At 63.4% G+C, this 12805-nt stretch carries 11 protein-coding genes; 4 read left to right on the top strand and 7 right to left on the bottom strand.

Annotation, left to right across the window (positions count from 1 at the left end):
- Window positions 1–112: 112 nt before the first annotated feature.
- Window positions 113–940 carry a septal ring lytic transglycosylase RlpA family protein gene (locus BLU88_RS11365; protein WP_167356888.1) on the bottom strand — a complete coding sequence of 276 codons (828 nt, stop codon included), beginning with the start codon at window positions 938–940 and terminating at the stop codon, window positions 113–115.
- Between the two features lie 240 nt (window positions 941–1180).
- The gene (locus tag BLU88_RS11360; RefSeq protein WP_092013848.1) at window positions 1181–1504 is read right to left on the bottom strand and encodes a hypothetical protein; all 324 of its coding nucleotides are present in this window, start codon (window positions 1502–1504) and stop codon (window positions 1181–1183) included.
- A 56-nt stretch (window positions 1505–1560) separates the two neighbouring features.
- On the opposite strand from BLU88_RS11360, the gene BLU88_RS11355 reads away from it, so the two are divergent.
- Together BLU88_RS11355 and BLU88_RS11350 are read left to right on the top strand one after the other, a co-directional pair.
- Window positions 1561–2325 carry a glycerophosphodiester phosphodiesterase family protein gene (locus BLU88_RS11355; protein WP_092013845.1) on the top strand — a complete coding sequence of 255 codons (765 nt, stop codon included), beginning with the start codon at window positions 1561–1563 and terminating at the stop codon, window positions 2323–2325.
- A 111-nt stretch (window positions 2326–2436) separates the two neighbouring features.
- Window positions 2437–2778, top strand: a complete 342-nt coding sequence (locus tag BLU88_RS11350; protein ID WP_092013842.1) for an RNA polymerase-binding protein RbpA — start codon at window positions 2437–2439, stop codon at window positions 2776–2778.
- A 134-nt stretch (window positions 2779–2912) separates the two neighbouring features.
- On the opposite strand, the gene BLU88_RS11345 is transcribed toward BLU88_RS11350, so the two are convergent.
- Together BLU88_RS11345 and BLU88_RS11340 are read right to left on the bottom strand one after the other, a co-directional pair.
- On the bottom strand, window positions 2913–3662 hold the full coding sequence (locus tag BLU88_RS11345) for a polyprenol monophosphomannose synthase (RefSeq protein ID WP_231939373.1): 750 nt from the start codon (window positions 3660–3662) through the stop codon (window positions 2913–2915).
- 271 nt (window positions 3663–3933) lie between these two features.
- Window positions 3934–4860: an amidohydrolase family protein gene (locus tag BLU88_RS11340; protein WP_092013836.1), complete on the bottom strand. Its 927-nt coding sequence runs from the start codon at window positions 4858–4860 to the stop codon at window positions 3934–3936.
- Window positions 4861–4936: 76 nt separating this feature from the next.
- Here BLU88_RS11340 and BLU88_RS11335 point away from each other — a divergent pair, with 76 nt between their 5' ends.
- Together BLU88_RS11335 and secA2 are read left to right on the top strand one after the other, a co-directional pair.
- Window positions 4937–6631, top strand: a complete 1695-nt coding sequence (locus tag BLU88_RS11335; RefSeq protein ID WP_231939372.1) for a 5'-3' exonuclease H3TH domain-containing protein — start codon at window positions 4937–4939, stop codon at window positions 6629–6631.
- 42 nt (window positions 6632–6673) lie between these two features.
- A complete protein-coding gene (gene secA2 / locus BLU88_RS11330; protein ID WP_092013830.1) occupies window positions 6674–8935 on the top strand; it encodes an accessory Sec system translocase SecA2 in 2262 nt (753 codons plus the stop codon).
- Window positions 8936–8940: 5 nt separating this feature from the next.
- Here secA2 and BLU88_RS11325 read toward each other — a convergent pair whose 3' ends face one another.
- From BLU88_RS11325 to tatA, 3 genes are read right to left on the bottom strand one after another with little or no spacing between them, the layout of a single operon-like run.
- Entirely contained in the window at window positions 8941–11661 is a 2721-nt protein-coding gene (locus tag BLU88_RS11325; RefSeq protein WP_092013827.1) for a DEAD/DEAH box helicase, read from the bottom strand.
- Window positions 11654–12496, bottom strand: a complete 843-nt coding sequence (gene tatC, locus BLU88_RS11320) for a twin-arginine translocase subunit TatC (RefSeq protein WP_407922831.1) — start codon at window positions 12494–12496, stop codon at window positions 11654–11656. The genes BLU88_RS11325 and tatC overlap by 8 nt, the downstream gene beginning before the upstream one ends.
- Window positions 12493–12777 carry a Sec-independent protein translocase subunit TatA gene (gene tatA / locus BLU88_RS11315; protein ID WP_092013823.1) on the bottom strand — a complete coding sequence of 95 codons (285 nt, stop codon included), beginning with the start codon at window positions 12775–12777 and terminating at the stop codon, window positions 12493–12495. Before tatA ends, tatC begins: the two co-directional genes overlap by 4 nt.
- Window positions 12778–12805 lie beyond the last annotated feature (28 nt).

Raw genomic sequence — 12805 nt, 5'->3', positions numbered from 1 at the left:
TATCGCACGAACATGCGACTGATTACATTGGTTTAGGTGTCCAGTTCTTTCGAAATTCGTTTTACAACGGGTTCGAGTGCGGAATCCGCAGGTGGAGGCCCTCGGGGTCGGTCTACTGAACCTCGTATTTGCCGGTGATCTGCCCGGCACCGACGCCCCCGACGGCTTCCATGGCGGCCTTGGACAGGTCGAAGCAGCGGTTGCCGTGGTAGGGACCGCGGTCATTGACGCGCACGGTCACGGACTTGCCGTTGGCGGTGTTCGTGATCTTCACCTTGGATCCGAACGGAAGGGTCTTGTGTGCAGCGGTGAGCTTGTTCGTATCGAAGATCTCGCCGTTGGCGGTCTGTTTGCCATCGAATCCGTCGCCGCCGCCGTAGTACGACATCGGGCAGCTGCCCGATTCGCCGGCCGACTTACCGGAGTTCGACGGTCCGTCGTTCTCATCGGAAGCCCCACCCTTGGACGAGTCCTCGCCGCCGGTGGACGCACTGCCGCCGGTCGAAGCTTCGTCCTTCTTGTCAGCGGTCTTCGACGGCTCAGGGCTCGGAGTCTCGATATGCGTATCGATCTTGACCTCGGCTGGCTTCTCCTTGGCCTGCTTCTTGGCTTTGGCGAGGAACTCATCTGTGGCTCTCGTCGGCTCGGAGACAGCGACAGCAGGCGCTTCGGCCACAACCTGGCCGCTCGTGGAGGAGTCATTGGGAACCATTGCGAGACTCGACGCGACGACGGCTGCGGTGGCGGCGGTCGGCACGATGAAAGCGGAGAGCACCGGGCGGGTGCGAACTGCCGCCAGCACTCCGCCGGCGGTGTTCTGCCGGTCGGCCGGTGCGTGGCGCCCGGTCTTCTTCTTCGCCGTCAGTGCGGAGAAGATGGAGCCGTTCTTCTTGGTGTTCGGTGCTGAGTGTCTGCCCACAGTGGTGTTCCTCGTCGTCATCAGAGTGTGTCTCGGCAACTCGGAGACGGCCGGGAAGACCTCTCGCAACAGTGCGCTCGAGGAGGAGCTCCAAGTTATCTGATCGTTACCTTCACAGATTCTAGTTAAGGAACTGTTACAAAAGCAATGTGGCACACCAGGACGGTGTGCCACATGGATGAGAGTCTGCTCACGGGCGGCGTCCGTGCATCAGCGGATCTCAGGACTACGAAAGCAGTTCGAGGCCGGCGCCGGTCACGATCAGCGGGACTTGCGAGTCACGAGTTTTCGCACGCCTTCGGCTCCGGTAGTGACCGTTTCCTGCGCCCTGTCGAAGGCCCGTTCGACCTTGCCGCTGCGCACGGCGTCATCGATTGCGTGCGAAACGCTTCCCAGCGCGCGGTTGACGCTGTTCTCGGTGGCTTCGATGAGGCGAGTTGTCGATGTCGCTTCACGCACGTTCCTCACACCGGTGCTCGCAACGCTGTAAGCGCGTCCGGCGGCCCGGCGCGCACGTTCTGTCGGGGTCTTCGCAGTCGCGTCGATGACGTCGTCGGGTTCGATGGGTTCGCGGTGTGAGCTCATAGCTCCATCCTTGAGCAGAGCCTCGGTGAAATCAACACCCTGGTTAGGATTGGACCATGAATTCCCAGCGGGAGGTCATCGCGGACCCAGAGATCATCGCGCACCGAGGGGGCCTGTGGCCGCGGATGAGCGAAAACACCCTCGAGGCCTTCGCTGCCGCGGCGGACGCCGGAATCGAGTGGATGGAGACCGACGTCCACGCTTCCGCTGACGGCATCCTCTTCGCCGCTCATGATGCCGACCTCAACCGCATCGCGGGTCTGTCCCACTCGATCCGCGATCTGCCTGCCGACGAACTCGATGAAGTCGAGCTCTTGGCCGGAGGTCGACTCCCCCGCCTCGAGGCGCTGTTCGAGGCGCTGCCGGAAGTCCACTGGAACATCGACGTCAAGGCCGCCCACAGCATCGGACCGATGATCCGCTTCGTTCACAATTTCCGTGCCGTCGACCGAATCCGTCTCGCCTCCTTCGACTCGGGAACCCTGCGACGGCTGCGCACAGCTCTGCCTGGGGTGCGCACGTCGACGGGAACGACGGAGACCGGACTCTTCGCCTTGGGTCGACTGCCGGGAGTTCCCGATCAGGGGATCGCACCCCTGCCGCCCGGTGTCGATGCTCTGCAGGTTCCGGTCTCGTTCAAGCGGATTCCGTTGGTCACCGCCGACTTCGTGGCCAGGGCTCACCGGTCAGGACTGGTCGTCCATGTCTGGACGATCAATGATGAGTCGACGATGCGATCACTGGTGGACCTCGGAGTCGACGGAATCGTCACCGATGATGTCCAGCTCGGCCTCGAGGTTGTGGCAGGCCGGCACGGCTGAGTCGAGATTCCGGTCGCGGGATGGACCCCTACCTGTCGGCGAGGAATATTCGGGCACGGTAGACTGTTGCATTGCGTCCAAGGTGTGCAGTCGAGTCGGAAGGTCTTAGATATGAGCGAACGCAGTCTCCGCGGAACACAGTTGGGCTCGCGCAGCCTCGAAACCGAAGAAGGCGTCGAGCCGGCGCCCCGCCAGATGGTCGAATTCGAATGCGAGGACGGAACCCGTTTCAAGGTGCCGTTCTCGATCGAAGCCGAGGTCCCCTCGACCTGGGATTCCGGGATCCACGGCATCGGTGTCCGCGTCGGTGTCAACGAACCCGATGGAGATCCCGTCAAACATGTGCGTTCCCACTGGGACATGCTCCTGGAACGCCGGTCGTTCGACGAACTCCAGGTGCTCCTCGACGAGCGCCTGGCGATCCGTCGCGGTGAGGTTCCGGCCCAGAGCTGAGTCAGCTGCGCAGGGATCAGGGAAGGGGTGCAGGTCATCAGACCTGCACCCCTTCCCCATCTCCCCTTGCTACCTGACGGCGGCCCAGCAACCTCGCGCGAGGTTGCTGGGCCGCCGTCAGGTAGTAATAGGGGTCAGGGGGTGCGGGACAGGAGTCGGCGGACCTGCTTGCGACGGCGTGTCAGCCCCCATCCGGCGACCTTCGTGAACGCCTCGGTGATGATCGAGCCGCTCATCTTCGATTCGCCGAGTTCGCGTTCGACGAAGACGATGGGCACCTCGGCGACCGTGAAGCCGGCCTCGACGGTGCGGTAGGTCATGTCGATCTGGAAGCAGTATCCCTGCGACTGCACACCCGAGAGGTCGAGTGCTTCGAGCACAGGACGGGTATAGGCACGGAATCCGGCCGTCGCGTCTTTGACGCCCAGTCCCATGACCGCGTTGACATAGACGTTCGCGCCACGGGAGAGGAAGTACCTCGACTTGGGCCAATCGACGATCTCCCCGCCCGGCACCCACCGTGATCCGATGATGAGATCCCCTCGACCCTCTTCGGCAGCCGTCAGCAGCTGCCCAAGGTCGAGCGAGCGGTGAGAGCCGTCGGCATCGAATTCGCAGATGATCTCGTAGTCGCGTTCCAATGCCCATTCGAATCCGGCGATATAGGCCATGCCCAGTCCGGACTTCTCGGTGCGGTGGAGGACGTTGATGCGGGGATCGCTCTGAGCCTGCTCATCGGCCCACTCCCCCGTTCCGTCGGGCGAGTTGTCATCGACGATGAGGACGTCGACGTCGAGCTGCTGTTCGAACAATCCGGCCAGGGTCACGGGGAGGGCGAGACGTTCGTTGAAGGTGGGGATGACGACGAGAATCTTGGAAAGCACGGACCCCACGATACGCGGTGGTCGGCCCAGACAATGAGTCGACACCCCCGCCTTCGGACCACGCTGCCGCAGCGGCGAGTTATCTATTGACGGGAGTGCCGACTCCATCCCGCATCAAGCGGAATGTTCACGTCGAATCTAATGGCGGATCGAGACTTTGCAAAATCGCTGTGACCTGGGCTGATGACTGAAGCCGCAGGTCACAGGCTCAAGCGCGACAAAGAAATTTTCGCTCCACCGGCGTGTCGGCTGGACAGGCTGGCGACCTTTATCAGAGTTCCACGCGTGTGGGCAATACCACGTCCGGAGACAGCTCGGGCAGCCCCGGAGTTCCCGATCGCGGATCGGTGCTCCAGGCAGCGACACGCGGATCAGCAACTTGGACGACGAGGCGTTCGACCTTCCAGCGCACGATATCGGCATCGGCTCCCGGCGCGAGCACTCCGCCTTCGGGGTCTCCCGCCGCTCGGTGGGCGAAGCGGGTCGCGGCGTTGAAAGCGGCACGGGCACTGATCCCCCCGTCGCCGACGACGGCTTTGCGCACTCCCGCCCAAGGCGAGCTGTCGGAATGGCTGAAGGACACCTGCGCCCCGGCCGCGAGCAGCTGTGCGAGGGGCTGAGGCTGTGCGGGGTCGAGGGTGATGGCGATTCCGCTCCGGCCCAGCACTTCCACCTGGTCTTCCGAGACGGCGAAGTCCAGGCGCAGGCGGTATCCGTGACGCTGGGCATGAGCGGCATCGGAGCGCAGGGCCTCGAGCACATCGGTGAGCTGTTCAGCCGAGTCGACGAGGATGAACAGACTCAGCGCCGGAAGCTTCTCGAGCCCGAGGAATCCGGAGGCGGTGATCGAGGCGCGTTCGGACAGCGCGGACACTGAGTCCAACTGCGGGTAGTCGACGATCGACACTCCCTCTGGTGCTTCGGCGGCGAACTGCGCTACCGCCTCGGCGGTGCCGATCGCGTGCACATGCGTAAACCCCTGCTCGTACAGTTCCGCGGCCGTCGGGGACGAACCGTCGACGATCAGCCCGGCGTGGACGAAGCCCGGGGTGAGGAAGTCCTCACCGAGGTCGATCGCCTCCGGATCCAGGGCCTTGGCCGCTTCATCGGAACCGATGAACGAGACCTTTCCGTCCGTGTGTCCCAATGCCGTCGCGAAAGGGTCGACACTGCTGTAAACATCTCCACCAAAGTACATAGTCACAGCCGACAGGTTACACCGTCGGCCGTTGCGGCTACACCTGTGTCAGGAGGGTCGGGTATCGTCATCGATTGTGAAGCCCTTGGTTCTGCTCGATACTCCAGCCCTGTACTACCGCGCCTTCTATTCGGTGCCGGATTCGATCGTCAATGCCGACGGCCATCCGGTCAACGCTGTGCGCGGGGTGCTCGACACCGTCGCCCAGATGGTGCGCCGCTTCGACACGAATCGCGTGATCGCGACGATGGACGCCGATTGGCGTCCGGCGTTCCGCACCGCGATCATGCCCGAATACAAGGCGGCACGCGTGAAGGACGAGGAAGCCGGAACGGAGATCCCGCCGGAACTCGCCGTTCAGCTGCCGATCATGAATCGCGTCCTCACGGCCGCCGGAATCCCCATCGCCGAGGTGGCCGGAACAGAAGCCGATGACGTCATCGCCACGATGGCTGCCCAGTCGACGACCCCCGTGGTCATCGTCTCCCCCGATCGTGATCTTCTGGCCCTGCTCGACTCCGCCGCCCAGGTCAGCGTCCTTCGCCCCCGCAAGGGCGGGGAGTGGGAGGCCCTGACCCAGGCCGACCTGTCCAACGCCTACGGGGTGCCCGACGGAACCCGCTACCGTGAGCTCGCGGCTCTGCGCGGCGATCCGTCCGACGGTCTGCCCGGAGCCCCCGGCATCGGAGAGAAGACCGCCGCGACCCTGCTGGAGAACTTCGGCTCCCTCGAGTCGATCATCAAGGCCGCCAAAGCCGGAGTGAAGACCGGCGGACTCAGCCCGAAGCGAGCCGCCACGATCATCGAGGTCGAAGAGACCCTGTATAAGACTCTCGAAGTCATGCGCTGCCTGACCGACGTCGATCACGGCATCGACTTGCTCAGCGTCCCGAACGGTTTCGACCGCGCCGCAGTAGACGATGCCGCTGAGGGGCAGAACATCCGCCGCTCGGTCGACAATCTCAAAGCTGCTCTGGAATCCGTGTCGGGCTCTGCCGGCCGGGCGGCGGCCCCCGCTGCGCCGCAGGACAACGCGAGGGCATCGACAAGGTCGAACAAGGCTGCCGAGCCGGCACCACGGCCCGCAGGATCCGCTTCGTGGGATCAGTCCCGGCTCGTCGGCTTCGACCTCGAGACCACCGGAGTCGAACCGGCCACCGCCCGCATCGTCACCGCAGCGTTCGTCGATTCGGCCACGCAGGTGCGCACATGGCTGGCCGATCCGGGCATCGAGATCCCCGAATCGGCCCGTGCAGTCCACGGCATCACCACTGAATTCGCCCAGGCCAACGGTGCGGCGGCCGCCCAGGTCGTCGGCGAGCTGTGCGCCGAATTCGCCGCGCTCAGAGAAGAAGGCGCCGTCATCGTAGGACACAATGTGGTCTACGACCTCAGCGTGATGGCAGCAGAAGCGTCCCGCCATCGCCCGGACATCGACTTCCCGTCGATCATCCCGACGATCGTCGACACCTTCGTCGTCGACAAGCACATCGACCCGTACCGCAAGGGCAAACGCACGCTCATCGAGACCGCGAAGACGTACCGGATCGAACTCCTCGACGCCCATGATGCCGCCGCCGACGCTCTGGCCGCTCTGGACATTTCCCGAGCATTGGCCGAAAAATCCACGGAAATCTCAGCGATGAGCAACGATGAGATCATGGCCGCGCAGGCCGATTGGAAGCGCTCACAGGCGGCAGGACTCCAGGCCTGGCTGCGGAAGAAGGGCAACGCCGAAGCCGTCGTCGACGGTTCGTGGCCGATGTCCTGAACGCTAGACTCGACACCGACGTACAAACGACGAAGGACGACAATGGGATTCTTTTCTCGCCTGCTCAACCGACCCGGCTCTCATGCGGAGAAGACGACAGGTTGGTTCGAGCGCGCCGCCGACGATCTGGACGCGGCCGGGAGCGAATTCTCCGAGCTCAGCGATGCCGAACTCACGGAGGCCGCCGGTGAGGTCTTCGCTTCGGGCACCCAGCAGCAGACGCTCATTCGCTACTGCGCACTGGCACGCGAAGCCGGTGAGCGGGTCCTGGACGAACGAGCCTATGACACCCAGCTGCGCGGACTCGTCGGACTGCTGCAGGGCAGCATCGTGCAGATGGCCACCGGTGAGGGCAAGACCCTCGTCGGTGCTCTGGCAGCAGCCGGGTATGCGCTGCAGGGACGACGCGTGCACGTAGTCAGCGTCAATGACTACCTCGCCGTCCGTGACCGCAACTGGATGAAGCCGCTGTTCGATCTCCTCGGCGTGAAATCGACGGCCATCTCCGGTGCCCAGGGCGACGACGAACGCCGTGAGGCCTACCGTGCCGAGGTTGTCTATGCCTCCGTGACCGAGGTCGGATTCGATGTCCTCCGTGACCGGTTCCTCACCGAGGATGCCGATCTGCGGGTCCCAGAACGCGATGTCGTCATCGTCGATGAGGCCGACTCCGTACTCATCGACGAGGCGCGTGTACCGCTGGTCCTCGCCGGCTCAGCCAGCGTCCAGGACACCGACGCCGCGATCGCCGCACTCGTGTCCCGACTCAGCCCGGATACCGACTATGAGGTCAGCGCCGACCGGCATGCCGTCTCACTTACGGATGCCGGTGTCGATCGGGTCGAGGAGGAACTCGGCGTCGAACTCTTCGGAGAGGACTCCGAAACGCTCGCCGCTTTGAATCTGGCTCTCCACGCCCGAGCGCTCGTCAAACGCGATGTCGACTACCTCGTCGTCGACGGCCGGATCAAACTCATCTCCTCCTCCCGAGGCCGCGTCGCCGAACTCCAGCGTTGGCCCGACGGGCTCCAAGCCGCGGTCGAAGCCAAGGAGAGCCTCGACGCGACCGACAGCGGGGAGATCCTCGACCAGATGACGGTCGAAGAGCTCATCCACGGCTATGGGACCGTGTGCGGAATGACCGGCACCGCCCTGGCCGTCGGTGACGATCTGCGCGAGTTCTATGGGCTGGAGATCGTGCCCATCGACACTCACCTGCCTGTGATCCGCATCGACGAACCCGATCGCCTATTCACCTATCAGGAGTCGAAGGAGCGTGCGATCGTCGAGGAGGTCGCCGACAATCATGCCCGCAGCCGTCCCGTGCTCATCGGCACCTCCTCGGTGGCCGAGAGCGAGTCCCTGGCTCAACGACTGACCGAACGCGGAATCGACGTCGCCGTGCTCAATGCGAAGGACGACTCCCATGAAGCCGAGATCATTGCGAAGGCCGGCGCACCCGGCGCGGTGACGGTGTCGACACAGATGGCCGGTCGCGGTACAGATATCCGTCTCGCCGACGACGACGTCGCCGATGCCGGAGGCCTCCTCGTCATCGGTGCCGGTCGTTATCCTTCATCCCGACTCGATGACCAGCTGCGCGGTCGAGCGGGTCGCCAGGGTGATCCCGGCACGTCTGTGTTCTTCACCAGCCTCGAAGACGAATTGGTCACCAGGGTTCCCGAGATCCAACGATTCGTCTCCGAGGGCGATGAGACCGGACTCATCGAATCCAAGCGCGCGCTCGGTCTCGTCGAACATGCTCAGCGCATCGCTGAAGGGCAGAACACCGCCCTGCACCGTGACACCTGGCGTTTCAACGAGCTCATGGCCAAACAGCGCGACCTCGTCCTCGAACGTCGCACCGAGATCCGCAAGGACGACGAACCCGTCGAACAGCTGCGTGAGGAACTCGGCGATCGTGCCGATGAGATCGTAAAGGAGCATTCGGAGGAGCTGCTCGACTCGGTTCTGCGCGAGGTCATGCTCTTCCACCTCGACGCGCGCTGGGTCGACCACCTCGCATTCCTCAACGATCTGCGTGAGGGCATCCACCTGCGCACCTTCGCCAGGGAGAAGCCGCACGAGGCGTTCAACACGGAGTCGATCCGTGTCTTCTCGTCGTTCTGGTCCGATGTCATCGACGATTCGAAGGCGACGATCGAGGAAGCGACGATCACCGATGAGGGAATCGACCTCGAGTCGCACGGACTGAAGCGCCCGTCGTCGACGTGGACCTATCTGACGACGGAGAACGCGTTCGGCTCCGATATCGAGAACATCGTCAAGAAAGTCCGTCGCTGAGGTACTCAGGAGTCGGCGACGACCCCGCGGCGAATGGCTTCGACCGTGCGTCGCACGCGCACTGCGGTCTCCGGTTCGATGACTTCAGCGACCTGACCGAGTAAGTCGAGGCTCTGTTTCGCCCATCTGACGAAGTCTCCGGCGGCGATATCACTGCCCCGCAGCGACTCCGAGAGCGTTCTGCCCTCGGTCCACCGGTACATCGGTCTGATCAGCCCACGGTCCGGCTCGTCGGTCGTGCTCAGCGCATGCTGTTCTTCGAGGTGGAAGAGTCGGCGCCAGATCGTCTCGGACTCGTCGCACACGGCTTTGAGGTCGGCGCTCGGCGCCCGGTGCGCGGTCAGGGTGTCCCTGCGCGACTGAAAGACGAAGATCGATGCGAAGGCCGCGAGTTCCGGCTCGTTGAGTTGGTCCCACAGTCCGGCTCGGATCGTCAGAGCCACCAGCAGATCTCGTTCTCCGTAGATCCGGCGCAGCATCGTCGAATGCTCGGGATCGAAGCCCAGGCCGCGCAGGACATCCTGGACTCGGTCGAATACCAAAGCGATCGAGGTCGTGCGACCTTCGATGCGCGCGATGAGCGAGTCGTTCTCCCTGATGAGCTTGTCCGCCCGGTTGGCCCAGCGGGCGTGGAGCTCCCGATCCGGACAGTCGTGGCAGGGGTGTGCCCGCATCTGCGCCTGGAGTTCGGCCACAGTGGTGCTCTCGCCCTGATGCTGCCGACTCGATTCCCAATGAGCTTCGGAATCGACTCTGCCGTCGTGAACGGCGGCTTCGAGGATGGACAGCAGCTGTCTGCGGTCGCCTGCCTGCCGGTGGTTGAACTTCTTCGGCACTCGGACTCGCCCCTGGGAGGCGACGGGCTCGGTCACTTCGTGCGGCCGCAGGTGCCACACCTTGCCCTGCTCGGTGAGAACGGTAGGGAGCCGGGAGACACCGTCCTTGTTGCTCATCGGGGCGATGATGACCGCGCGACCGCCGACCCGTTTGGCCGGCATCGTCACCACATCGCCGATCTTGAGCGCGGTGAGGGATTCGACGATATCGCGCTGTCTGTTCCGCGACTTCGTTCGGGTCTCCTGCTTCTGAGTGTCCGAGATCGCCCGACGCAGTCCGGCGTATTCGGAGAAGTCACCGAGGTCGCAGTGCATGGACTTCTCGTACGCCTCGATCGTGGCTTCGTTTCTGCGCACCTTCCGCGCCAGACCGACGACGGCCTTATCGGCCTGGAACTGGGCGAACGAGGTTTCGAGCACCTTGGCGGCTTCGTCCGAGCTCATCCGCGACAGCAGGTTCGCCGTCATATTGTAGGTCGGTCCGAAGGCTGAGTTCAGCGCGTATGAACGGTTCGAGGCCAGGGCGGTCAGCTCGCTGACCTCGATGGTCGGATGCCACACCACGACAGAATGGCCGATCCGGTCGATTCCGCGTCGTCCGGCTCGTCCGGTCAGCTGCGTGTACTCCCCCGGGGTGATCATCACATGCGCTTCGCCGTTGAACTTCACGAGCTTTTCCAGCACAACGGTGCGAGCCGGCATGTTGATGCCCAGCGCCAAGGTCTCCGTGGCGAAGACGACCTTGATGATTCCCTGCGAGAACAGCTCTTCGACGAGCTGTTTGAACTGCGGGATCATCCCAGCGTGGTGTGCGGCCACTCCCAGCAGCAGTCCCTCACGGAAGGTGTGATAGCCAAGGATGCCGAGATCTTCGTCGGCGAGATCGTCTCGCAGCGATTCGAGCGCGGCGTTGACGATCGTCTTCTCTTCCCGGGAGTTCAGGTCGGTGCCCGAACTCAGGTACTGTTCGACGCCTTCGTCGCAACCATTGCGGGAGAAGATGAACATGATCGCCGGCAGCATGGCTGCCTCGGCGAGAGACGCCACGACCTGTGTGCGGCTGGGACGGCGGAACCGTGCACGGGTGGCACGTGCGCGTTTCGAACGCGGTCCTCCGTGTGTGCGCGTGGCATGGTTGAGGGCCGGATCGATGCGGTCGGAATCGCTGTGCGTGAACAGGTCGTACATCCGGTGGCCGACCAGGACATGATTGACCAGAGGCACCGGCCGGTGACTCGTCGATACGATCGTCGTCGGTCCCCTGACTTCACGCAGCCAGGCACCGAACTCCTCGACATTCGATACTGTCGCCGACAGAGACACCATCTGCACACGGTCAGGCAGGTGGATGATGACCTCTTCCCACACCGGGCCGCGGAACCGGTCGGCCAGGTAGTGGACCTCGTCGAGGACGACGAATCCGAGGTCCGACAGACCCGCCACATCGTTGTAGAGCATATTGCGCAGGACTTCGGTGGTCATGACGATGATCGGCGCATCGCGGCGGATCGAGGTGTCGCCGGTGAGCAGGCCGACGTTCTCGGCCCCATGGACCTCGGCCAAGTCGTTGAACTTCTGGTTGCTCAGCGCCTTGATCGGAGTGGTGTAGAAGACCCGCTTTCCTTCGCCGCGGGCCAACTCCACGGCAAACTCCGCGATGAGCGTCTTGCCTGCTCCTGTCGGTGCCGTGACCAACACGTCTTCACCGTCCTGCAGATGGCTGCAGGCTTCGACTTGGAAATCGTCGAGCTCGAACTCGGTGCGGTCCATGAACAGGCCCAAGGGGGTGCGGGCGAATTCCGCACGCGCCTTGAAATCGGCATAGGCGGCGGAAGGACTTCGGCTTTCCTCCGCAGAGGTGTCGGTCGGAAGCGGTGTGGGGTCAGTCATTCTTCTCTTCGTCGATCAGTTCGTCCTCGTTGACCCACAGGCCCTGCGCGATGAGGCGCTTCTTGCGCCGGCGATCGCTGAACACGCAGATCACCCATGCCAGGCAGAACAGGGTCATCATGGGGATGACGAGAAAGAACATGGACATAGCGTCCGGAGTCGGGGTGGCGATCGCGGCGAACAGGAAGACGATCATGACGATGATGCGCCACGACTTCTTGATTCTCTCCGCCGACAGGATCCCGAGCATGTTCAGTCCCACCATGAGCACCGGCAGGACGAAAGCCAGTCCGAAGACCACGATGATGATCATCACGAAGCTCAGGTAGTCCTGTGCCGGGATGATGTTCGTACCGCCCTCGGGAGTGAACGAGGTCAGCGCCTTCACGGCGTTGGGCAGCGCGAAGAACGCCATCGTCGACCCCGCCAGGAACAGCGGAATCGCCGCACCGAGGAATCCAAGGGAGTACAGCTTCTCCTTCCGCTTCAGCCCCGGGACGATGAAGGCCCAAACCTCGTAGAGCCAGATCGGGCACGAAAGGAAGAGACCGATGAAGAACGAGAGTTTGATCTTCAGGTCGAAGGGCGAGGCGACTCCGGCGAAGTTGATCTCGGCCATCCGTCCGCCGTTGTCGCGGATGGTCCGGATCGGCTCTTGGAGGATGTCGAGGACGGGATCGTAGAGGAACCAGCCGGCCACCGCCCCCAGGGCGATGGCGATGGCGGAGATGATGACGCGGTTGCGCAACTCGACGAGGTGCCCGACGACGGGCATCTTCTTCTCAGGATTGTTCTTCCGTGATCGAGAGGGCTTCCGCTGACTGTTCTCTTTCACTTCTCGTGAGACTGCGGGTCCTGCTTCTCTCGCCGCGACTCCGCGGTTCCGGTGGTTTCACCGGTGGCCGTGGTGGAATCGGTCGAGGAGTTCTGGTTGAGCGCTCCCGGCTCGGTGGTCTTGCCGGATTCGTCCTCGTCGCCGCGCAGGTCTTTGACTTCGGACTTGAAGATCTTCATCGACTGTCCCAGGCTTCGGGCCAGCTGCGGCAGTTTGGGTGCGCCGAAGATGATCACGATGATGAGGATCACGATCGCGATCTGCACGAAACTTGGTTTCATGGGGAGCTCCTTGGATTGTTGATGCTGT

Origin of the sequence: Brevibacterium siliguriense (assembly GCF_900105315.1) — a bacterium.
GTDB classification, from domain to species: domain Bacteria; phylum Actinomycetota; class Actinomycetes; order Actinomycetales; family Brevibacteriaceae; genus Brevibacterium; species Brevibacterium siliguriense.
Note: the sequence above shows the minus strand (reverse complement) of the source record. Positions and strands in the feature narration are given on the sequence as shown.